Source organism: Bacillus sp. FSL W7-1582 (assembly GCF_038593325.1).
GTDB classification, from domain to species: Bacteria; Bacillota; Bacilli; order Bacillales; family Bacillaceae; genus Bacillus; species Bacillus altitudinis.
In genome coordinates this window covers 2012293-2035599 of sequence record NZ_CP151987.1, presented here as the reverse complement: position 1 = coordinate 2035599, position 23307 = coordinate 2012293, and the positions used below count along the sequence as shown (strand labels likewise).

Sequence of the window (23307 nt, the reverse complement as noted above, 5' to 3'; positions counted from 1 at the left end):
TGCTTTTTTGTTATTCGTCTTCTTTGCGAGAAGTAGAATTTGACTGAGTATTTGAGCTTTGAGAATTGGCTTTCTCGTCGTCTTTCTTTTTATCTTTATTGGCATCGCTCTGTGAGTTGCTGTTTCCATTTGTACTGTCTGAGCCATCACTTGAACCACCATTGCCATTTTCGGTATTTCCGCCTTGATCTTGATCTTTTTTATCATCAGGCTTCTGCTCATCAGTGCCTTGGTTTTGATTATCATCTGTTTGATCTGTCTGTTCATCATCAGGTTGCTGTGGCTCTTCTTCTTTGTTCTCATCATCTGCTTTTTCTTCCTCTTCTTCGTCATCTTTAATGGTGAGGAAGGTAGAAGCAGCTTTACTTGTGACATCGTCTACAGTCGCTGTCACTTGGAATTTATAGGTGGATCCTGGCTTCACATCAGAGATGACGGCTTCTTTAGAAGAGCTGTTTTGAATGTCTTTATAGCCGCCATCATCGACCGCTTGCTTCACATTAAATGTTGCATCTGCATCGTCATCATAACCCCAAGTAAGTGTAATCGATTTTTTCTCTTCATCATACACCGCTTTTAAGTCAGATGGTTTGTCAGCTTCTTTCTTTTCATATGTGTCAGAAACTTTTGTTGGGACAGTTCCTTTGACGAAGTATTCCGTTGTCTTCTTATCACTTGGTGTGTTTGGTCCAGCTAACTTCGCTGGATCTGATCCTTTTTCAACCGTTGCTTCAACGACACTGTCTGGCTTTTCAAATGAGCCGCTTCCATCATCAATTTGAGAAATTAATTTCTGGAAAACAACTTTGGCAACACGTTGTTCATAATCCGTAAGCCACATTTTGCCGTCTGCATCTTTTGAGTTGCCGATTCCAGTCCACACAGCTGCTGTGTATTGCGGCGTGTAACCGACAAACCATGAATCTTTCGCACCGCCAGAAGGGATGTTGTATTTATTAATATCATCTTGTGTAAAGTTGGTTGTACCTGTTTTACCAGCTACTTGAACATTCGGTACTTGTGCGAGTGTACCTGTTCCAGATTGTACAGCAGTTTTCAGCATATCTGTGATCATAAATGCAGTGTAATCACTCATGGCTGCTTTAGAGTCTGGCGTTAAGTCAAGCTTCGTCCCGTCATTAAATTCAACAGACGTTACAGCATGCGGTTCATTATAGTATCCGTTGTTACCGAATGCACTAAATGCACCAGCCATTTTAAGAGAAGAGACACCTTCGTCAAATCCGCCGATTGAGTAAGACTCAGGAATGTCAGAAGGTAAGTCCAGACCTAAGTTATTGGCGAATTGAACAGCATTATCTGTACCAGCTTCTTGGAAAGCTTTTAAAGCAGGGATGTTTCGTGATTGTGCCAAAGCACTTCTCATCGACATTTTCCCTAAGTGTCTTCTGTCAAAGTTGTTAATTGGTGTACCGTTAGAGTACGTATAAGGCGCATCATCAATTTGCTGATATGTTGACCATTTTTTGTTTTCAATTACAGGGCCGTAATCTAAAATTGGTTTGATTGTAGATCCCGGCTGGCGTTTTGCATCAGTGGCATAGTTAAAGCCGCCGGCTGGTACATCACGACCACCGCCAATGGCACGAATTTCACCATTTTTTGTATCTAGCAGGGTGACTCCAGCTTGCATACCTTTCGTAAATCCGGCTGAATCCCCATTGATGATGTCATCCAGATGATCCTGTGCTTTTCGATCAAGAGAAGTATAGATTTTTAATCCATCTGTTGATACATCTACTTTGGCTTTTTTCTGTACTTCTTCCATGACTTCTTCAATATAAGCAGAGTACTTACTTGAGTTTTGACTCTTATATTTATCAGCTGAAACAACCGTTTTGCTGACAGGTGTTGCTTTTGCTTCCTCATACTCTTTTTCTGAAATATAGCCTTGTTTTTTCATTAGGCCTAAAACGATATTACGACGTTTTTCCGCTGCCTCTGGATGTTTCACTGGGTTATAGGCAGATGGACTTTGCGGCATACCTGCAAGTGTGGCAGCCTGTGCAACAGTTAGTTTATTTAAATCTGTCACTCCGAAAAATTGTTCAGCCGCTTTCCCAACACCATAAGCATAAGGAGAGAAGAAAATACGGTTTAAATACATTTCTAAAATTTCATCTTTAGAGTATTTTTGCTCAAGCTGAATCGAGAGCCATACTTCCTGTACTTTACGTTTTAACGTCTTTTGATTGTTAAGCAGGGAGTTCTTCACTACCTGCTGGGTAATCGTACTTCCACCTTCTGCTCCAAAACCGTCCTCGACGTTTGCGACAAGAGCACCGCCAATACGGATAGGATCAATCCCGTGGTGTTTATAAAAACGTGCATCTTCAGTTGCAATAAACGCGTCTTTTACCACGTCGGGTATATCTTTAATTGAGACATACGTTCTTTTCTCCGCCCCGACTTCTGCAAAGACTTTTTTGTCTTTATCATAAAGTTTTGAAGAATACGGCGTTTTTAGCTTGCTATCATCAATAGAAGGAGCGCTTGATGCAAAAACGGCAAAAGTTGTGATTCCGGCTACTAAACAAAGAAGACCGATCACGAGTAAAGATAAAAATATTTTTTTAAATAGACCTGCTTTCTTTTTGCCTTTTTTGTTCTTTTGCTTCTTATTGTTTTCTTGACTTGCTTTACGTCGCTGTTCACGACTTGTAAATTGATCAGACATCACATCTCAACCTTTCGTGTTAAACCTTTTTCGAACGTAAATGTTGCTTGCTGTCATCCGAAAAATGAAGTGTCTCCACTACTTTAATATAATCAATTCTTGGCGAATATCCAAGTGTCATGAGGTGACCTGCTTCCATTAATTCATCTTTGCTAATGGATTTACGGCCGTTTTGCTGCTGCCGCTCCCAAAAGAAGAAGAGGTCAGTAGCGGACAAATAATAAACGGAACCAAATGCGGATATAATAACAAAACAAATACCGCCTTGCTTTTCAACCTGTTTCATATGCTCAATTTGATGGTCGTGGAAATTTTTGAGTGGAAACGAGGTGGTGCTTTTGGTTTCCTTTGCTTCAAAATCGATATAACGCCCTTTGTATACCCCGTTGTAGTCTGTTGTGGAGGATTGTTTAAAATAGGCTTCTTTAATGACAGCAGCGCTTCTTTTTGGATAATCCACATTGACAATTTGAACAGGGGTAGGCTTTTTATGAATGACTGCAATCCCGTTGACCAAATAGTACTGGTTCGTTTCATTTAAGTCAGCTTCAAGCGTCATCCCGCGGTTACTATAAGATGATTCGCCGCTGATTCTTTTTTTTGTCCCAATTTGTTGAATGGGCTGATACGATTTTCCGTTAGGATACCGAATCATCAAGTTTCAGCCTCCTTTTAATGCATTTTGTATTGGAGAGATCACCATGTTGTCACAACAAGAGCACATGATTACCCAGCATATTTTACATGAAACGAAAGCGAAAAATAAGGACAACCTGACAAGGACAAATGCGTACAAGCGCTTTTATGACCGTCATCCAGAGATGAAATGGTCTCTGCTTGCTTCTTTTGTCTCCAGAAATGCTGGATGGTCGATGACAGATTTAAAAGGCGAGCTCTTCCATCCGGGTTTAACGGATCAGCAAGGGCATCTGTTCTTTACAGCATATGAAAGAGCGAATTGGCTGATCTTTTCAGATGCTTACCCGCAGCTTCTCTTGTATGAATGGTCAAAAAGGTGCCGCAAACCTTTATTTCATCTGCTGCCCCATTTCGGTGTGTCTCGTTTTATGAGCGCTGAGTGGGAACGATTTTGGCAAAAGCGTGACACAGAGCGACTGCTGCATGCACTCATCATAAATGAACAATATACTATACAATCTCCTATTATACAAAATCCTCTACTGAAAAAGAATGTTTTTCACTCGATTCAATATCTTTTCAGCGAGTGGGCACATTTTCAAACCGTCGTTTTTCCGACAGTAGACGGGCATTTGTACGGGTTAACCATACGAAAGTTTTCCCAAGTAAAAGAGCGCATTACGTTAGGGAAAAAACTAGCAAAACTATTGTTTCGAGCCGATTTGTTTTCGGATTTTTATCATTTTTTGCATACCGTGCCACATACGGGATCTCGATTTGATTTTGAACCGTTTTTAGGGATTGCGCGAAGGTCAAGCCCTTTCCTCAGAACGGTGTATCCAGTCATGACACATTCATTAGACGATCAAAGGGAAGATTGGTTTCAAAAGAAATTGAGTCCATCCTTGTTTGAAGCAGAGCGTTTACCAAAACAAATTGAGCTGACCGACTGGTATTTTCATAAAAAAAGGCAGCTTCGTTTTCTTTTCTCATTAGAACACTATTTTTTGCATAAATAAAAAGCAGGGGGTACCTGCTTTTTTTACGTGGATGGACGGTTAGGGCCGCCGAGCTTTTTATCAAGCTGATCTGTACTGTTTTCTTTCCCTTTTGTTTTTTGCTCTTTTGGTGCTTGCTGCTTTTTCATGACATCTACCTCCTTTGTCCTTAGAATTTACACAATCGGACGCGATCATACAAAGAAGGACAAGCACGTGTCGAAATGGAAGAAATTGCGCTTATGTTCACTTAGATTGGCGATTTAGTTCTAGTTTTGTCATGTATGAAGGAGGGAGCAAAAGAAAAGAGAATGTAACGAGAGATGATAAAGGAGGAATCTGATGATGAGCGAATTTGTATCAAAAGAATCCATTATGCAGTTGTTAGAGGAAATTGAGCGAAAGATTGATGCGGTGGAAGAAGAACTGTCTTTAGCTGTCAAAAAAACAAAAAACGCTGCCGTAGAGGAGCAAGAACAAATCATTGACCGTCTTGAATCTGAAGTGAAGGAATGTGAATTGAAAATTCATGCAGCAGAGTATAAGCTGGCGGCAAGACCCGCATATCACGCCGGATAGCTTTTCTATTTGAGCAATAAGTAAACGTTTGATAGGATGGTTCATAGAGGTGAACACTTTGGATAATCAAACATTACTGAAACATACACAAGAGTTGATCACGTGGATCGAAGAAGCATACGAGCAGTACCTAAAGGGAAAGGCAGAAGAGGAATACCCAGTTTATGATTTTTACAACGATATTCAGCCGGCCGTTGTCAAATTTGATCAGCAAATGGAAAAGTGGCTTACTGCTGCTACCTCATTTATTCATCAGGCCAAACCTAGATACTTACATCAAGAACAGCTTGAAGCCGTCCAAGAAAATGGAAAAGAGGTTGTGCTGCAATCTTATTTTGGCAAACAGCATGCACCTCGTGTGAAAAATTTAGTTGAGTCAGTGATTTATACACTGAACCTTTTAATAGAAGAAATCAACAAACGCAGCTGATGAAACAGTCTGCGTTTTTCTTATGGCTGCTGTAGGCACATCTTCTGCTTCCTGAACATAATATATCATTGACTTCAATATGTTTTCAGAGCGAGAGGAGCGAGATACATGTTCCCTTATTCAAACCAGCCATCTTATGAAATGAATCAATTTCAGCAACGGCCTTTTCCGTATCCAGATATGCAGCAGCCTCCGCAGCCTCCAGAATATTTCATGCCCCCATATCAAGGTGAAATGAACCAGCCGCCGTCTGCAGGCTATCAGCCGCCTTTTGGATATCAGGAAAACTTCCAGCCTTATCAGCCGCAGCCTGAAGCAATGAATCAGCCGCAAATGCAGCCGCCGGGCATGATGCCTATGCAGCAGCCTATGAATCCTTATCCTTTGCCAAGGCCGCAAAAACAGCAATCATCTCAATTTAAAAGTGTGCTGTCACAATTTAAAAAAACGAATGGGCAATACGATTTTAATAAAATGTTTGATACTGCTGGACAAATGATGAGTACAATGAATCAAGTGGGCTCATTGGCGAAAGGATTTACAAGCATTTTTAAAGCATAGCAAAACCCAATAGATATACATCTATTGGGTTGTTTGTTTTGGCGCAGTCACACGAAGTGATTGATCTTTCCAAACGCTCTTCATCTTGGTTTCATCTATTTTTGCAGGCATTAAAATGGTTTTGGTAAAGCTCGAATAGGAGGAAGTCGTGTCTGTTTTGATTTTTTCCTGTACCGATAAGTGTAAATATTGCGCTTTCACTTCTAGTGCGATATCACCTTCGACAAAATGGTCTGGAAATCGAATCTCAATATATACATATTGATCATCTTCTGTCACATCGGTTGTAATGGATGCAAGTGAATGGCTCGTGGTCATCAGCGCCTCTGCACTATTTAAAATGTCGTGAAACGGCGATGATGCAAAAAACTGTTCAATCGCTTCATATAGAATGTCTTCATTTGATAGCAACTCGTGTTTCTTTTCACTTTCATGTTTCATTTGAATCACCTCTCATCTACAGCCTATGCAAAAGGGGCTCAGGCGGTTATCAATTGATGAGAGGAAAAAATTATGATTAAATAGTGTTGAATGAAGCAAGGTGTATGGGCGTGAAGGTTTATACGCTGAATAGATCTAGAAGCAAAGCTTGAAGGGAGCAAATGAACATTGCTGAAAAAATTATTCGGTTTCGGAAAAAACCAAGATGATGTAAAGGAAGAAGTCATTTATTCTCCAGTCGATGGAGAGTTAATGGATATGACCGATGTACCAGATCCCGTTTTTTCTCAAAAGATGATGGGAGACGGCGTAGCTGTAAAACCAAAAAACGGCACCATTGTGTCGCCAGTAGATGGTGAAATTATTCAACTCTTCCATACAAAACATGCAATTGGGATTCGAACACTCTCAGGGCTTGAGCTTCTGATTCATATCGGACTTGAAACGGTTGGATTAAATGGTGAAGGCTTTGAAGCACACATAAAAGAAGGGGATAAAGTGAAAGCAGGTGATCCTCTCATTACGTGTGATTTAGCGCTGATTGAAGAAAAAGCGGCAAGCACAGTGACACCAATTGTCATCATGAATGGTGATTTAGTAGAACATCTTGACAAAGAACCTAAGGGCTCTGTAGAAAAGCAGACGTCCAAGCTTTTTACAGTAAAAATGAAATAATCCAAAAAAAAACTACCCTGAGTTGATAGGGTAGTTTTTTGATTGAGGACATTAATCCTCCATTGGAACCCAGCCTTTACTTGCTTCCATGACAGTCCATAAACCTTCTGGAATCAAGTACTTATCTTTTTGACTGCGTTTAATGACGGTTTCAATCTCGTTTTCTCTGCCTTCTTTAATCTTTACTGCCCAATCGGGATCAACAATGACTTCTCTTGCAACAGCAATGAGTGGAATCCCTTGATTGTATGCATTCAGTGCATCCTCAGCTGTAATGACGCTGCCGACGCCGATGAGTGGAAGCGTGTCACCACAGCGCTCTTTTAATAACTCCATCCGCGTCTTACTTGTATCAGCACCACGTCTTGCTTTAGCGTCAATCTCCATTAAAGAAATATGCAAGTAATCAAGGTTTTTTGTCTTAAGTACGTCCACTAAAGTAAATGTTTCTGTCATGGTTAAACCAGGTGTTTCTGGTTCTTCAGGTGATAATCGGTATCCAAAGATAAATGGTTTTGTTACATGCTCTTTGATTGCTTCTTTCACTGCATCTACTACTGCAATTGGAAATGCGAGACGCTTTTCTTCGCTTCCGCCCCATTGATCTGTACGCTGATTACTATGTGGGGAGTAGAATTGCTGTAATAAATATCCGTTCGCTCCATGGATTTCGATCCCATCAAATCCTGCTTGAATTGCGCGTCTTGCTGCTTCTTTAAATGAGTCGATGATGTGAGGAATTTCTTCTTCTGTCAAAGCTCTCGCAATTTGTTTTCCATCTTTAAATACATCACTTGGCGCAACGACATCACCGTTTGGGACTAAATGAGGGAGAGCCTGAGAGCCGCCATGATGAATTTGCATAATGGCTTTTGTTCCTTTCGCTTGAATCGCAGAAGCAAGCTTTTGTAGGCCAGGTATATCTTCATCTCTTGCAATAGAAGGCTGTCCTTCAAACGCCTTACCATCTGGCGTCACGTTTGCACATGCGGTGATGACCATGCCCATTTCGCTTGATCTAGCGGTAATAAAATCAATTTCTTCCTTTGAGATCGTGCCATCCTCATGAGAACCGAAGTGTGTCATTGGTGCAACGACTAAACGGCCATCAATAGAGGCACCCCCTGGGAATGTAAAAGGTTCAAATAAAGGCTTAAATTCGTTTTTCAATCTGATCATCTTCTTCCTTGATAAAATCATTTCACTATAGAAGTGTAATAGATATTGTTACAACACATCAAAATATTTGCTCACAAGCGGTGCATCAAAAAATTGCCGCCTAGTCATGCAAACAAATATTCGGTACACTAGAATGAGAGGTGGATACCAGATGAAGAAGAAAACAATGAACGAACTCATAGAAGATTTAAAAAAAGACGAACAGGTCGAGCATTGGCATGAAATTGAAGCGAAGCCTGCACGGACTTCTCCAATTCCTGAAAGAGTAAATGACAGGCTCAAAGTGGCGCTTGAAAAAAGAGGTGTGAGTGAACTATACATTCATCAAAAGGAATCCTTTGAACGTGTGATGGATGGTGAGAATGTGGTGACTGTGACACCTACAGCTTCAGGTAAAACACTTTGTTACAATCTGCCAGTTCTTCAGTCGATCTCAGAAGATCAGACAAGCCGCTCCCTCTATTTATTTCCAACAAAAGCACTTGCGCAAGATCAAAAAAGTGAATTAAACGAAATCATTCATGAGATGGATGTTCCAATTCACAGTGAAACCTATGACGGGGACACCTCCCCAGCGATTCGCCAGCGCGTCAGACAGGCAGGACATATTGTCATCACAAATCCAGATATGCTGCATTCAGCGATTTTACCTCATCATACGAAATGGGTCAGTTTATTTGAGAACTTAAAGTATATTGTCATTGATGAGCTTCATACATATCGAGGCGTGTTTGGCAGTCATGTTGCCAATGTCATTCGCAGACTAAAGCGAATTTGTGCATTTTATGGAAGTGACCCGACCTTTATTTGTACTTCAGCGACCATTGCGAATCCGAAAGAGCTTGCAGAGCAGCTGACCGGAAGCAAGGTGCATCTCATTGAACGCAACGGAGCGCCTAGCGGTAAAAAGAATTTTGTCTTTTACAACCCGCCAGTCGTCAATAAGCCATTAAATATTAGACAAAGTGCGGCCACTGTTGTGAATCAGCTCGCTAAAACATTTTTAAAAGAAAAAATTCAAACGATTGTTTTTGCTAGAAGTAGGGTAAGAGTTGAAGTCATTCTAAGTCATATTCAAGAACTAGTGAAAAAAGAAATTGGTCCTAAATCGATCCGTGGTTATCGCGGGGGCTATTTGCCGAAAGAGCGGCGCATGATTGAAAAAGGCTTAAGGGAAGGAGACATTCTCGGTGTTGTCAGCACAAACGCACTAGAATTAGGAGTAGATATTGGACAGCTAAAAGTCTGTATCATGACCGGATATCCTGGCAGTGTAGCGAGTACGTGGCAGCAGGCAGGACGAGCTGGAAGGCGTCATGAGGAAGCACTCATTATCATGGTCGCAAGCTCATCGCCACTTGACCAATATATTGTCAGACACCCTGAATACTTCTTTAACAGACCACCTGAATCGGCAAGAATCAATCCTGAGAACCTTATCATCCTAGTCGATCATCTAAAATGTGCGTCCTACGAGCTACCGTTTCGAGAAGATGAACAGTTTGGCGGTATGGAAGTAGAAGAAATCTTGCAATACTTACATGAAGAAGGGGTTCTTCATTTCAGCGGGAACCGTTATTATTGGTCAGATCAATCGTTCCCGGCTCATGGGATCAGTCTGAGATCTGCAAGTCAGGAAAATGTCGTCATTGTCGATCAATCCGATGTAGCGAACGTTCGAATTATTGGGGAGATGGATCGATTCAGTGCGATGACCTTACTTCATGATGAAGCGATTTATTTACATGAAGGGGTTCAGTATCAAGTGGAAAAGCTAGATTATGAACACCTTAAGGCTTATGTGAAACAAGTCGATGTAGAATACTATACAGATGCGAATTTAGCGGTTCAGCTCAAGGTGCTTGAAATTGATCAGACAACAGAGAAGGAAGCGGTATCTGTTCACTACGGTGATGTGACCGTCAATGCAATGCCGACCATTTTCAAAAAAATTCGATTATCAACCGGTGAAAATATCGGCTCCGGCCCGATTCACTTACCTGAAGAAGAGATTCATACGAGTGCTGCTTGGTTTGAATTACATGAAGCAGAGCGGACATTTGAAGAAAAAACACTTGAACAGCTCTTGCTCGGTATTGCCAATGTTCTTCAGCATATTGTTCCGGCGTTTGTCATGTGTGACCGTTCAGACATTCATGTCATTTCTCAAATAAAGGCAGCCCATACGGGGAAACCGACCGTATTTTTATATGATCATTACCCAGGTGGAATCGGTTTAAGTAAAGAGGTCCAGGCTCGCTTTGATGAAATTGCTCGTGCAGCCACTCAGCTGATTGAGCGATGCAGCTGCGAGAACGGCTGTCCATCTTGTATTGGCATGGAAATGAAAGAGATCGATGGAAAAAGCAGTATCATTCAATTGATGGCAGGATTTTAAGGGAAGGGGGAATAGACGTACTCATGTCATTAAAAGGAAAATTAAACAGAATGAAAAAACACCTGTCACACAATCAGTCAGATGAAAAGCGTGTGGCAGTAAAAGAGGAACAAACGCACACTGTGACGGCTGAAACCATTCCATTTCTAAAAGAGTGGGGGGAATTAAGTGCAGCTCCTTACTACTTTGAAGACTCTTTCTGCCTCATTCGGGAAGTGACCTATCCACTTGACCATCAGCATGGGCGATATTCATTTGCAGAACTGCCGGAGATGGTGAGTGCATGGAACAAAAGTGAGATTCAGCATTCTCTTTCTGCAAAAGGCTACAAGCCTCACGAGCTATTTTTCTTCGATACAGAAACAACAGGACTATCTGGCGGAACGGGAAATATGATTTTTCTGCTTGGGCATGCGAGAGTTTATTCAGATAAAGTGGTGGTAAAACAACATCTGCTCACGAATCCAGGAAATGAAGCGGCACTTTATAAAAGCTTTCTTAGTGAGGTGGATGTTGAATCGCTTGTGACATATAATGGAAAATCATTTGACTGGCCTCAAGTCAAAACGAGGCATACATTATTACGCGATCAAATACCTGCTCTACCTGAATTTGGTCATTTTGACCTTCTGCATGGGTCAAGGAGATTGTGGAAACATAAATATGAGCGTATGGCTCTTTCGGTTGTAGAAAAAGAGGAACTGCACGTCAATCGAGAGGGAGATACACCGGGGTTCCTCGCACCAATGATCTATTTTCACTTTTTAAAGGAACAAAACCCGAAACTGATTGAAGGAATTTTGACTCACAATGAACTTGATGTCTTATCGTTAATCAGTCTCTACATTCATTTGTCTAAAAAAATCTTATCCAAAGATGCGGTGAAGGAAGACGATGAGAAATATGCATTAGCTAAGTGGCATCTTGCTCACCGCGATGTGCAGGAAGCAACAAAGCACCTGCAAGAATTAACGGGAGCAGCGTTTGAGCATGCGGATCAAGCAGCTTATGATCTATCATTACAGTACAAGCGATTAAAACAATGGGATGAAGCGGCATGCATATGGAGGCGTCTATTTGAATCAAGTGATGTTCATGTAAGATTAAAAGCGGGTGTAGAGCTAGCAAAGTATGAAGAACACCGTCAAAAAGATCCTAAAGCAGCCCTTTCCATTACCCAAACATTGTTATCACAATCGTCTTTAAGTGAACGAGACATTGTGGAACTTGACAAGCGAGAAAAGCGGCTCTTAAGAAAAGCTGGGCAATGAAATTATTGCCTGGGAAAGCGCAAAAAATGACAACGTTCGGCTCTCGGCCGAAAATAAAAATTGTTTAGCACTTTTATTGTAGAAAAGTCACGAATCCTGTAAAATAACGTTAGATATTGAATGAGGAGCGTAGAGCATGTATAAGGGTCTTTTCTACTTGTTTTTTCTTGTTGTCATATTGGTCGCGTTTGTGTTTTCAAACTATAAAGATGTTTTTCTTGCAAACTTTTAAAATAGGTTAATGCATTAGTACATGTACACCTCTTGATTCATACATTGTTAATGTAAGAAAATCAAGGAGAGGGGAATGCTACATGTACCATCATCATCATTGCAATCCAAATGTTACACAGCCAATTGTACATCCAACGAATCACTGCTGTACGCATAGTGAGTCAACTACAATTGTGCCGCACATCCACCCGCAGCATGTAACAAATGTTCATCACCAAAATTTCCAACATGTTCACTACTTCCCGCATACGTTTTCTCAGGTGGACCCGGCAACACATCAACACTTTAACTGCGGTGGACCTTGCTGTAACAGATAAAGTGAAATGGGACTTTTATAAGTCCCTTTTTTTAAAAGCAGGTGAAAAAATGAAAATTATTGCTGTCACAGGGTACAAGCCATTTGAGCTTGGGATCTTCAAACAAGACGAGCCTGCACTTCAATACATAAAAGCGGAACTTCGGAAAAGGCTGACGGCACTCATTGAAGACGGGCTGGAATGGGTGCTCATTTCAGGTCAGTTAGGGGCAGAAATATGGACAGCTGAAGTGGTCTTTGAGCTTCAAGAGGAGTTTCCAGATTTAAAACTTGCTGTCATTACACCATTTTATGAACAGGAAGAGCGCTGGAATGAACAAAATAAAGAGCTGTATGAAGGCGTTCTTGCACAAGCTGATTTTGTAGAAAGTGTCACGCATAGACCGTATGAAAGTCCGGCACAATTTAAACAAAAGAACCGCTTTTTTATTGAAAAAACGGACGGCCTTCTCGTCTTATATGATCCCGAGCACGAAGGCTCGCCAAAATATATGATCAAAGAAGCTGAAACCTATACCGACTACCCAATAATGTATATCACAATGGATGATTTAAGAGCACAGGTTGAGGCGGAAGATCCGTTTTTTGACTAAAAGCAAGAGAAAATTTGACAACGTCACGTATTTCTGAAAAAATATACTATGAATTCACGATATGAGGTGAAAAAGATGCTTGCTGATAAAGTAAAGCTTTCTGCGAAAGAAATTTTAGAAAAAGAATTTAAAACAGGTGTCCGAGGGTATAAACAAGAAGAAGTCGATAAATTTCTAGATATGGTCATTAAAGACTATGAGACATTCCATCAAGAAATTGAAAAACTCCAACAAGAAAACCTTCACTTGTCAAAACAGCTTGAAGAAGCGGTTGAGCAAGGGAAAAGACAGCCTGCACAGTCCAATACAACAAACTTTGATATTTTAAAAAGACTATCTAATCTTGAGAAACACGTTTTCGGTAGCAAACTTTATGATTGAGTAATACCAAAAAAGCTTGTGTCAGATGACATTGTCGTTTATAATAACGCATGTTGATTAACGTTCGGGTAATCGCTGTAATGCTTTGACATTGCAGAGGAAAGTCCATGCTCGCACGGTGCTGAGATGCCCGTAGTGTTCGTGCCTGGCGAAAAAATAAGCCAGGGCAGCCTGGGAAAGGCTGACGGCAGGAAAAATGCCTACGTCCTTTTAGGATATGGCAAAGTATCCTTGAAAGTGCCACAGTGACGAAGTCTCACTAGAAATGGTGAGAGTGGAACGCGGTAAACCCCTCGAGCGAGAAACCCAAACTTGGTAGGGGAACTTTCTCAAAGGAACCAAACGGAGAGAAGGACAGAGAATTCTGTAGATAGATGATTACCACCTGAGTACGAGGCTTTTGCCGTTTGTAGTACGATGGAACAAAACATGGCTTACAGAACGTTATATCCGTTATCATAAACATGATGAAATCAAAGCTCTCCTATTTCTACATATGGAGAGCTTTTATCTTGATTAAGAAAAGAACGAGAAAACAGGTGATAAACAAATGAAAACCTATACACTCATCGCAACAGCGCCAATGGGAATTGAAGCGATTGTTGCAAAAGAAGTAAGAGACCTCGGGTATGAGTGCACTGTAGATAACGGAAAAGTTATTTTTCAAGGAGATGCGCTTGCCATCTGCCGTGCGAATCTATGGCTGCGTACAGCAGACCGAATCAAGGTCCAAGTTGCTGAATTTTCGGCTAGAACATTTGACGAGCTTTTTGAGCAGACAAAAGCCATTGACTGGGCTGCTTTTTTACCGAAAAATAGCACATTCCCTGTCATTGGTAAATCTGTTAAATCTCAGCTTGCCAGTGTGCCGGATTGTCAGCGCATCGTCAAAAAGGCTATCGCGCAAAAACTTAGATCGTCTTACAACATACAGTCTGAATGGCTAGAAGAGACAGGCCCTGAATACAAAATCGAGGTAGCGCTTTTAAAAGATAAAGTATTGCTGACGCTTGATACGTCTGGTGTGGGTCTTCATAAACGCGGATACCGTGCAGATCAAGGGGGCGCGCCGATTAAAGAAACCCTTGCAGCGGCGCTTGTCTTATTAACGAACTGGACACCTGACCGTCCGTTTGTCGATCCTTTTTGCGGATCAGGAACAATTGCTATTGAAGCAGCGATGATTGGACAAAACATTGCCCCTGGATTTAACCGTGAGTTCGCATCTGAATCATGGGAATGGATCGGTGAGGACGTTTGGAACAAAGCACGCCTTGAAGTAGAAGAAAAGGCGAATTATGATCAGCCGCTTCACATTATCGCGAGCGATATCGATCATCGTATGGTAGAGATTGCGAAACTGAACGCAGAAGAAGCTGGACTTAGTGAACTGATTCAATTTAAGCAAATGCAAGTGAAGGACTTTCAAACAAAAGAAGAGTATGGTGTGATTGTCGGAAATCCGCCTTACGGTGAACGTCTCAGCGATAAGCCAGCTGTGGAAAAAATGTATCAAGGCATGGGCGAAGCATTGAAAAACCTAGATACGTGGTCCATTTACATTTTAACGTCACATGAAAAATTCGAAGAGTGTTTCGGAAGAAAAGCGACGAAAAAGAGAAAACTGTTTAATGGATTTATTAAAACAGATTATTATCAATACTGGGGAAAACGCCGACCTAGAAGAGAAACAACTGAATCATAACAAATGTCCACACCACGAGACGGTGTGGATTTTTTATGCTAAAAAGGTATAAGTCGTCACGGGACGGAATAAACTGAACTTGATTTTAAAAAAAGAGGTGTCTTCATGATTCATTATGATCAATTTCAGTTAATTCAAAAAGCACTCGCTTCAACAGCCCGAGAAATAGAAGGGATTGAAACAGGACAATCTGCTAAACTTACGGCAGCCATCGAGAACTTAGCAATGGCTCAAAACTACATAGACCATTCAGAGCACGCATTTTTAATGAAGGAAAGCTACCAACATCGCCTGCGCTCTTAAAAAAAGATTGTCATACCCCAGCATAAATGGTACTATTGAATGTCTGAATGATTCAAAAGTTGGGGGTTGAAGCAGGTGACAGCGTCTCGTTTGCCTTTTTCATTAACAAAAGAACATAATTTTTACGAAGAACTGGGCAACTGGATTGGTGATGTGTTTTATGACATCTTGCCAGAAAAGGGCTTTGATCTTCGAGATGAACAAATATTCATGGCTTTTCAGTTAGAAAGAGCCTTTAAAGAAAAAAGTGTGATGTTTGCCGAAGCTGGGGTAGGCACAGGCAAAACAATCGTTTACCTTTTATTTGCGGTCACATATGCAAGATATACAGGGAAACCTGCGATCATTGCATGTGCAGACGAAACGTTAATTGAACAGCTCGTCAAACAAGAAGGTGATATCTATAAAATTGCCAATCACCTTGATATTCAAATAGATGCGAGATTAAGTAAATCGCATGATCAATATTTGTGTTTAAAGAAACTAGAGAAAACGATGCAACGTGAAGATGATGAGAAGTGGCTCGACATTTATGAATCGCTTCCTTCATTTGTTCATGAATCTCATGGGATGCAGACATTTTATCCGTACGGTGATCGAAAAGAGTATCCAGAATTAACAAATGATGAGTGGTCAAGAATTGGTTATGACTCTTTTCAGGACTGCTTAACGTGCGACATGCGGCACCGCTGTGGCTTGAATTTATCAAGAGACCATTACCGAAAAGCCACAGACCTCATCATTTGCTCTCATGACTTTTACATGGAGCATGTATGGACAAAGGAGTCACGTAAACGTGAAGGACAGCTGCCGCTCCTTCCTGAGCATAGCTCTGTTGTATTTGACGAAGGACATCTTCTTGAATTTGCAGCACAAAAAGCGCTAACATACCGAGTGAAGCAATCAACACTAGAGACGTTTTTGGAACGTCTTTTGCAAAATGATATTCGTGAAGAGTTTGCAGAACTTGTTGAAGATGCACTTGCAACAAACGATCAGTTCTTTTACCTCTTAAAAACGAATGCCAAAGAAATCAAAGGATCACACCGTCTTGAAATTGGTCGTGTAGATGAGGTGAAGCGTTCAGCAAGTGAATTATGTGATTTGCTTGAGAAGATTGGAGAAGCGCTCGTATTTGAATCAGAGATGTACACAATTGATCAATATGAATTGTCTGTTGTGGAAGAGTACATTGAACAGATGGCGTATTCTCTGTCGCTTTATCAGAAAAATGCCATTAGCTGGCTGGAGAAGCAGGAATTAGATACAACCTTTGTCGTCATGCCAAAAACGGTAGCAGAAGTGCTCGGTGAAAAGGTATTTTCGCAAAAAATCCCTTATATTTTCTCGTCTGCAACATTGTCTGAAAACCAATCATTTGATTATTTAGCTGAAAGCCTTGGGATCAAAGATTACTTATCTATGAGTGTGGCTTCGCCGTATGATTATGAGGAGCAAATGCAAATGTATTTCCACGGAATTCAGCAGCCAATGACAGAGTCAGATGTAAAAGGTCAGCACGTGCTGGCTCAGGTAAAAGAAAATGGCGGTCGATCTCTTATTTTATTCCCTTCATTTGATGAACTGCATGTATTTAGAAAGCAGCTCGATGCATCAAATGAATCACTGCCTTTCCATGTGTATTTTGAAGGAGACGAGGAGATCAGTACCATTGTTCAAAAGTTCCAAGCGGATGAAACATCTGTGTTATGTTCCGTTCACCTGTGGGAAGGGCTGGATATTCCAGGACAGTCTCTAACAAATGTGGTTATTTGGGGACTTCCATATCCACCGCATGACCCAGTATTTGAAGCAAAACGGAATGAAGCGAAAGATGCATTTACTGAAGTGGACCTTCCATACATGCTGCTTCGTCTAAGGCAGGGCATTGGGAGACTGATTCGGACAAGCCAAGATGCTGGCAGCATTCATATTTACTTTGGCAGTCAGAAAGATATTGAGCTACAAAGTAAAATTGAATCCGTTCTTCCAGTGAAGCCAGTGATCTCTTAATGATAGAAAACCATTCAATAAGAGGAGGATACGATCAGCGTATCCTCCTTTTTCATTGACAAAAGAACATTTATTGAAGTAGCCTTGAAACGTACATACATATTTTATTGATTGGGGGAACGAACGCATGAGTCTTGAATCAAAAGAGAAAGCGTTTTATCAATTACTAGGAAAAATCGCCCATTATACAGAGGCGCTTCATTTACTTTATTGGGACTCTCGAACACAAGCGCCTAAAAAAAGTGCTGATTTCAGAGCAGAAACCATCGGTCAATTATCCAGCGATATCTTTAATATGAAGACTTCTGATGAAATGAGAAATCTTCTTGATGCATTAAATAAAGAGAAAGAAAAGCTTTCAAAAGACACGCAGAAGGCACTCGAATTATCGCAAAAAGAATATGATGAAAACAGCAAAATTCCAAAAGAAGAATTTAAAGAATACTCCATTCTACAATCAAAAGCAGAACATGTTTGGGTAGAAGCAAGGGAGAAATCAGATTTTTCACTCTTTGCACCCTATTTAAAACAGCTGATTGATTTTAACAAGCGTTTCATTCAATACTGGGGCGTGAAAAAAACACCATATGATGTGCTGCTCAATAATTATGAGCCGGATATGACGGTTGAACAACTCGATCAAAAATTCGGTGCACTTCGAGACGCCATCGTTCCTCTCGTGAAAAAAATTGAAGCTTCGCCAAATAAACCGGATACTTCGTTTTTATCGAAAAGCTTCCCGATCGACAAACAAAAAGAGCTGAGTCTCTTTTTCTTAAAAGAGTTAGGGTATGACTTTGACGCAGGACGACTTGATACAACGGTTCATCCATTTGCTGTGACATTAAGCAGAGGGGATGTACGTGTGACGACGCGTTATGATGAGTACGATTTTCGCATGGCGATCTTTGGCACCATTCATGAATGCGGCCATGCCATTTATGAACAAAATATTGATGAGGCACTGAGCGGAACGCTCTTATGTGACGGCACATCAATGGGTATTCATGAATCACAGTCTCTTTTCTTTGAGAACTTTATCGGCAGACATGAAGATTTCTGGAAAACGTATTATCAAAAGCTGCAAGAGGCATCTCCTGAACAATTTAAAGATGTCACTTTAGAAGAATTTGTTCATGCGGTGAATGAATCGAAGCCGACTTACATTCGAATTGAAGCAGATGAACTCACGTATCCACTTCACATTATTATTCGCTATGAAATTGAAAAAGCCATTTTCAATGAAGAAGTAGCCGTTGAAGATCTGCCGGCGTTATGGAATGAAAAATATAAAGCATATCTTGGCATTACGCCGCCTAACGATGCGCTTGGTATTTTGCAGGATGTTCACTGGTCTGATGGTAGTTTTGGTTATTTCCCTTCATATGCACTTGGTTATATGTATGCGGCGCAATTAAAGCAGCAAATGATCAAAGATTTACCGAATTTTGATGAACTGATTCAAAATGGGTCTTTTGCACCGATAAAAGAATGGCTAACTGAACATGTCCATCAGCATGGAAAACGGAAAAAGCCATCTGAAATCATTCAAGACGCAACTGGTGAAGAATTAAATGTTCAATACTTAATTGATTATTTAACAGATAAGTACACGAAACTGTATTTATCATAAATGAAAGGCACCCTTTGATCAGAAGGGTGCTTTTTTGCTGGTTGAATATTCTAAAAACGAACGTTTAAAGCTTAATGATTATTTAAGTTCGGTATTTTTCTAGAAAAGTGCTTTCCAAGCGTCTGAAATCTTGTTATAATTTGAACACTATGAAACACTCATATAATCGCGTGATGAAGGCACGCAAGTTTCTACCGGACACCGATACCGTCCGACTATGAGTGAGCAAAATGAAACAGCTTTTGTATGAGCTGAAGATCCCGTGGGTCGTTTTCGCATTGCTTGCTCCTTAATGGACAGCAATGCTTTTTTTATGCAAAAAAATGAAAGTTGCTAATATGCTGGGAGGAAGAATGATGGAATTGTTACGTCAAAAGATTGAGAACGAAGGAATCGTTCTGTCAAATCAAGTGCTAAAGGTAGATGCTTTTTTAAATCATCAAATTGACCCTGTGTTAATGCATGAGATCGGTCAAGAGTTTGCTAGATTATTTAAGCATGATGGAATTACTAAAATTATCACAATCGAATCTTCTGGTATTGCACCTGCTGTAATGGCTGGACTTGCCCTTCATGTGCCAGTTGTTTTTGCCCGAAAGCGGCAATCACTGACTTTAACGGATAACCTTTTGACAGCAAGTGTGTATTCTTTTACCAAAAAAGTAGAAAGTACGATTGCTGTCTCTAACACGCACCTTAGTGAGGATGATTGTGTGTTAATTATCGACGACTTTTTAGCAAATGGAGAAGCCGCTAAGGGACTAGCTGCAATCGCAAAGCAAGCGAAAGCAAAAGTAGCTGGTTTTGGAATTGTTATCGAGAAATCATTCCAGCCTGGAAGAAAAGAACTTGTGCAAATGGGCTATAGAGTCGAGTCACTTGCACGTATCGAATCGCTCGAGGAAGGAAAAGTCACGTTTGTACGCGAGGTACAATCATGAGTGCCGCTAAAAAAGCCAAAACCCTTTCGCTAGGGATACAGCATGTACTGGCGATGTATGCAGGTGCGGTTCTTGTCCCGCTCATTGTTGGAGATGCCCTTGGGCTCACGCCAACCCAGCTGACGTACTTAATTTCGGCAGATATTTTCATGTGCGGCGCTGCCACACTGCTTCAAGTATGGAAAAACCGCTTTTTTGGCATCGGTTTGCCTGTTGTACTAGGCTGTACATTTACTGCGGTATCTCCTATGATTGCGATTGGCTCTAAATATGGAATTTCGTCTATATATGGAAGTATTATCGCCGCAGGGTGTATTGTCATTGCTCTTTCATTTTTCTTTGGGAAGCTTGTGAAATTCTTCCCGCCCGTTGTCACAGGTTCCGTCGTCACGATCATTGGAATTACCTTAATTCCGGTAGCCATGAACAATATGGCAGGTGGTGAAGGAAGTGCAGACTATGGTTCTTTTGAGAATCTTGGACTTGCTTTTCTAGTGTTGTTTATTATTGTCCTTCTCTATCGATTTACAAAGGGATTCATGAAAGCCATTGCCATCTTAATCGGCATTCTACTTGGGACAGCAGTTGCTGCTTTCTTAGGGAAGGTGGAGACGGCAGAAGTGGCGAATGCACAAGTTTTCCGCATCATTGAGCCTTTTTACTTTGGGTTGCCTACTTTTGAATTTGCACCAATCATGACAATGACATTAGTTGCCATTGTGTCATTAGTTGAATCAACGGGTGTATACTTTGCGCTCGGAGATTTAACGAATCGTTCATTAAAAGAGAAAGATTTAGCAAAGGGATATCGTGCAGAGGGAATTGCCGTCTTATTAGGCGGTATCTTCAACGCTTTTCCATACACAGCTTACTCTCAAAACGTTGGATTGATCCAATTAACAGGTGTGAAGAAAAATCAGGTCATTGTGGTGACAAGTGTATTATTAATGGTATTTGGCCTTTTTCCTAAAATCGCGGCATTTACAACGATTATTCCTAAATCCGTTCTAGGCGGTGCAATGGTCGCCATGTTTGGCATGGTCATTGCGTACGGGATTAAAATGCTCTCACGCGTCGATTTTGCAAAACAGGAAAACTTACTCATTGTCGCATGCTCAGTTGGCATCGGGCTCGGAGTAACGGTGGTACCGCAAATGTTTGATCATTTGCCAGAATCGATTAAATTGTTAACAAGTAACGGAATCGTCGCCGGAAGCTTTACCGCTATTTTGCTTCATATTATTTATCACATGATTCCTTTTAAAAAAGAAACAGAGCAGGAGCTAATGGAAGAACCTAAGCAATCTGTTATGTAAACACTTCTCTTGGAGAGGTGAAAGCCCGCATCCTTTGGATACGGGCTTGTTGTGATTAGTGCTATTAATGTTGTACCGGCGGCATTGTTTCGTTAATGACTGCAAATGTATAGCCCCTTGCTTTTAGTTGTGTAATCAGGCTATCTAAATAGTTCGTGGTAGAGGGCTGATCATGCATTAAAATAACTTTTGGTTCCCATGGTTTATTTTTCTCAAACATTTGCAGTTGATTCAATACCTCTGGAACAAATTGTGAATTTTTATATCTCCAGTCAAGGCTATCAATCGTCCAATCCCAGTAAATAAAGCCATTTTGGTTTAAACGTACTTTTTGATCATATGTTAAATTTGGAACACTGCCATAAGGTGTTCTCACAAGACGGGTGTAAACGCCTGTAACAGAAGCAAGAATGAGCTGAGCTTCTCTCATTTCATTTGCGGGAGACTCACTGTTCTGATAAAAGCGGTTTATATCATGCGTCATGCCATGAAGCCCTAATTGATGTCCTTCTTGATAAAGTCTTTTCACAGTTGCTTGGTGAGCTTGGATTTGCGGTCCAAGCATGAAGAATGTCGCCTTCACTTGATGTGCTTTTAAGATATTTAACAGCTGATTTGATGTAGCAGAAGGGCCATCATCAAATGTTAAAAAGACCGTTTTATTCGTTGTCTGTTGGTTTGGATTGGTCTTAAATTGTTGATCCAATGTTCTTGCAGAATGATCTTTTGCTTTCAGACTGATACTTGTGTCTCGGAAGTCACTGCTAGCAACAATTTTTGCTTGCTCATTTGTCGCCTGCAAATGGGTTTTAGACATATCCCAGATAAAAAAGAGAAACAGTGTAAGAAGCACTAAACCAATTATCTTCGAGAGAAATATCGTGTTGTAGGGTGTTTGTTTTTTGGACACCTTTTTCATGACAATCACTCCAATCAATTAAATTTTGTGCCGAATCATGTAGTAGATTCTGTCTTTTTTCACTGTTTTTCATGGTGCTCATATTGATTAAGTATACAGGAAAAAACCCCCTTTTCATATAAAATCATCAAATAAATTAGCATTTTATGGTTATTCATTTGTGTTGATCAGAAAAAAAGGTGATCCATTCATGTTTAAATGAAAGGTGGGGTTTGTCTACGGTCAGCACTTCTCATTTGAGAGGTGTTTTTTTGCATAAAGCTATGTTAACTAACTCTATTAATAATCATTTTTGTTCTTTAGATATAAAACTAAGATGAGAGTGAATGGTTAAGAATCGTATTGAATGACATCAACCAAGAAATAGATCTAAACGAATAGGATGATTATTGAAATCTGTCTGCTCTCTCTATATGGGACTTATGATAAAGTTGGTTTATTAACATTCTCCAAATGGGTGTTAAAAGGTGGGATAAGTAAATGTTAGGATTACCAAGAGGGGAAGTTTTTTTAGTGCCTTGGTCTATGGAGTGGAAAAACGAATATGAAAAAGAAAAGCGCCAGATAATAGCTGATATTGGTCCATACACAATCAATGTACATCATATTGGAAGTACGGCAGTAAAAGGTTTAAGCGCTAAGCCAATTATTGATATTGCAATTGAAATAGAACATTTTATTGATGGAGAAAAATGTGTAATAGCGTTGGAAGGACTCGGTTACTCATATAAAGGAACAGACGTATTACCTGAAAGACACTACTTTAATAAGGGAGAACCACGAACACATCAAATCCATATGTACCAAAGACATAATAAGTATTTACTTGAACAGTTAAATTTCAGAGATTACTTGAGAAATAATGAGCAAGCTAGAAGTGAGTACCAACAGCTTAAACTTAAATTATCAAGTTTACATGGAAATGACAAACACAAATACGCACATGAAAAAACTGATTTTATTAAGTCAATCCTTGAAAAGATTTAGGTGAGGGTTTGCTCTTTAGATGTTCTTAAGAGAGGTCATTCACAGAGGAACTCCCAATTAACGGAGTTCTTTTATTTTTCATTAAATCAATATTATT

The 23307-nt window shown here is 40.4% G+C and carries 23 protein-coding genes, 1 other RNA gene and 1 riboswitch; of the genes, 18 read left to right on the top strand and 6 right to left on the bottom strand.

Annotated elements, in window-relative coordinates; translation table 11 throughout:
- Positions 1-10: 10 nt before the first annotated feature.
- Complete coding sequence (locus NSQ11_RS10355; RefSeq protein ID WP_019744017.1) at positions 11-2698, bottom strand: PBP1A family penicillin-binding protein; 2688 nt, start codon at positions 2696-2698, stop codon at positions 11-13.
- Between the two features lie 19 nt (positions 2699-2717).
- The gene (gene recU, locus NSQ11_RS10350) at positions 2718-3353 is read right to left on the bottom strand and encodes a Holliday junction resolvase RecU (protein ID WP_017359733.1); all 636 of its coding nucleotides are present in this window, start codon (positions 3351-3353) and stop codon (positions 2718-2720) included.
- 46 nt (positions 3354-3399) lie between these two features.
- Between recU and NSQ11_RS10345 the strand changes: the two genes are divergently transcribed.
- Complete coding sequence (locus NSQ11_RS10345; RefSeq protein ID WP_017359732.1) at positions 3400-4356, top strand: DUF2515 domain-containing protein; 957 nt, start codon at positions 3400-3402, stop codon at positions 4354-4356.
- A 23-nt stretch (positions 4357-4379) separates the two neighbouring features.
- On the opposite strand, the gene sspM is transcribed toward NSQ11_RS10345, so the two are convergent.
- Positions 4380-4484: an acid-soluble spore protein SspM gene (gene sspM / locus NSQ11_RS10340; protein WP_017359731.1), complete on the bottom strand. Its 105-nt coding sequence runs from the start codon at positions 4482-4484 to the stop codon at positions 4380-4382.
- 196 nt (positions 4485-4680) lie between these two features.
- On the opposite strand from sspM, the gene NSQ11_RS10335 reads away from it, so the two are divergent.
- The 3 genes from NSQ11_RS10335 to NSQ11_RS10325 all read left to right on the top strand — a co-directional run bounded on the left by NSQ11_RS10335 (position 4681) and on the right by NSQ11_RS10325 (position 5905).
- Positions 4681-4914: a DUF5446 family protein gene (locus tag NSQ11_RS10335; protein WP_231131595.1), complete on the top strand. Its 234-nt coding sequence runs from the start codon at positions 4681-4683 to the stop codon at positions 4912-4914.
- A gap of 49 nt (positions 4915-4963) precedes the next feature.
- Complete coding sequence (locus tag NSQ11_RS10330) at positions 4964-5344, top strand: YppE family protein (protein ID WP_231493314.1); 381 nt, start codon at positions 4964-4966, stop codon at positions 5342-5344.
- 108 nt (positions 5345-5452) lie between these two features.
- Positions 5453-5905 (top strand): YppG family protein, encoded by a 453-nt coding sequence (locus NSQ11_RS10325; RefSeq protein ID WP_017359729.1) that lies wholly within the window; start codon positions 5453-5455, stop codon positions 5903-5905.
- Between the two features lie 21 nt (positions 5906-5926).
- On the opposite strand, the gene NSQ11_RS10320 is transcribed toward NSQ11_RS10325, so the two are convergent.
- On the bottom strand, positions 5927-6346 hold the full coding sequence (locus tag NSQ11_RS10320) for an Hsp20/alpha crystallin family protein (protein WP_035391689.1): 420 nt from the start codon (positions 6344-6346) through the stop codon (positions 5927-5929).
- Positions 6347-6514: 168 nt separating this feature from the next.
- Here NSQ11_RS10320 and NSQ11_RS10315 point away from each other — a divergent pair, with 168 nt between their 5' ends.
- Entirely contained in the window at positions 6515-7021 is a 507-nt protein-coding gene (locus tag NSQ11_RS10315) for a PTS glucose transporter subunit IIA (protein WP_008344623.1), read from the top strand.
- A 51-nt stretch (positions 7022-7072) separates the two neighbouring features.
- On the opposite strand, the gene NSQ11_RS10310 is transcribed toward NSQ11_RS10315, so the two are convergent.
- Entirely contained in the window at positions 7073-8191 is a 1119-nt protein-coding gene (locus tag NSQ11_RS10310; RefSeq protein ID WP_025207530.1) for an NADH-dependent flavin oxidoreductase, read from the bottom strand.
- Positions 8192-8351: 160 nt separating this feature from the next.
- Between NSQ11_RS10310 and NSQ11_RS10305 the strand changes: the two genes are divergently transcribed.
- From NSQ11_RS10305 to pbuX, 12 genes are all read left to right on the top strand, one after another.
- Complete coding sequence (locus tag NSQ11_RS10305) at positions 8352-10598, top strand: DEAD/DEAH box helicase (protein ID WP_017359726.1); 2247 nt, start codon at positions 8352-8354, stop codon at positions 10596-10598.
- A 23-nt stretch (positions 10599-10621) separates the two neighbouring features.
- The gene (locus NSQ11_RS10300) at positions 10622-11869 is read left to right on the top strand and encodes a ribonuclease H-like domain-containing protein (protein WP_017359725.1); all 1248 of its coding nucleotides are present in this window, start codon (positions 10622-10624) and stop codon (positions 11867-11869) included.
- Between the two features lie 314 nt (positions 11870-12183).
- The gene (gene cotD, locus NSQ11_RS10295; protein ID WP_072368252.1) at positions 12184-12420 is read left to right on the top strand and encodes a spore coat protein CotD; all 237 of its coding nucleotides are present in this window, start codon (positions 12184-12186) and stop codon (positions 12418-12420) included.
- 49 nt (positions 12421-12469) lie between these two features.
- Complete coding sequence (locus tag NSQ11_RS10290; RefSeq protein WP_202394241.1) at positions 12470-13012, top strand: DUF1273 domain-containing protein; 543 nt, start codon at positions 12470-12472, stop codon at positions 13010-13012.
- A gap of 75 nt (positions 13013-13087) precedes the next feature.
- A complete protein-coding gene (gpsB, locus tag NSQ11_RS10285) occupies positions 13088-13393 on the top strand; it encodes a cell division regulator GpsB (protein ID WP_008344631.1) in 306 nt (101 codons plus the stop codon).
- Positions 13394-13453: 60 nt separating this feature from the next.
- Positions 13454-13835, top strand: an RNA gene (gene rnpB / locus NSQ11_RS10280) — RNase P RNA component class B.
- A gap of 108 nt (positions 13836-13943) precedes the next feature.
- Positions 13944-15098, top strand: coding sequence for a class I SAM-dependent RNA methyltransferase (locus NSQ11_RS10275; protein WP_017359722.1), 1155 nt, complete (start codon positions 13944-13946; stop codon positions 15096-15098).
- A 105-nt stretch (positions 15099-15203) separates the two neighbouring features.
- Entirely contained in the window at positions 15204-15401 is a 198-nt protein-coding gene (locus NSQ11_RS10270) for a hypothetical protein (protein WP_017359721.1), read from the top strand.
- Between the two features lie 75 nt (positions 15402-15476).
- Positions 15477-17414: an ATP-dependent DNA helicase gene (locus tag NSQ11_RS10265; protein WP_017367482.1), complete on the top strand. Its 1938-nt coding sequence runs from the start codon at positions 15477-15479 to the stop codon at positions 17412-17414.
- Between the two features lie 127 nt (positions 17415-17541).
- Positions 17542-19047, top strand: coding sequence for a carboxypeptidase M32 (locus NSQ11_RS10260; RefSeq protein WP_129548351.1), 1506 nt, complete (start codon positions 17542-17544; stop codon positions 19045-19047).
- A gap of 138 nt (positions 19048-19185) precedes the next feature.
- Positions 19186-19285, top strand: a riboswitch (purine riboswitch).
- 118 nt (positions 19286-19403) lie between these two features.
- Positions 19404-19988, top strand: a complete 585-nt coding sequence (gene xpt / locus NSQ11_RS10255; protein ID WP_008346333.1) for a xanthine phosphoribosyltransferase — start codon at positions 19404-19406, stop codon at positions 19986-19988.
- Positions 19985-21304 carry a xanthine permease PbuX gene (gene pbuX, locus NSQ11_RS10250; RefSeq protein ID WP_335358226.1) on the top strand — a complete coding sequence of 440 codons (1320 nt, stop codon included), beginning with the start codon at positions 19985-19987 and terminating at the stop codon, positions 21302-21304. The genes xpt and pbuX overlap by 4 nt, the downstream gene beginning before the upstream one ends.
- Positions 21305-21368: 64 nt before the next feature.
- On the opposite strand, the gene NSQ11_RS10245 is transcribed toward pbuX, so the two are convergent.
- Positions 21369-22223, bottom strand: coding sequence for a polysaccharide deacetylase family protein (locus NSQ11_RS10245; RefSeq protein WP_035391699.1), 855 nt, complete (start codon positions 22221-22223; stop codon positions 21369-21371).
- Positions 22224-22703: 480 nt separating this feature from the next.
- Here NSQ11_RS10245 and NSQ11_RS10240 point away from each other — a divergent pair, with 480 nt between their 5' ends.
- A complete protein-coding gene (locus NSQ11_RS10240; protein ID WP_035391701.1) occupies positions 22704-23210 on the top strand; it encodes a GrpB family protein in 507 nt (168 codons plus the stop codon).
- The last annotated feature ends 97 nt before the right edge of the window (positions 23211-23307 follow it).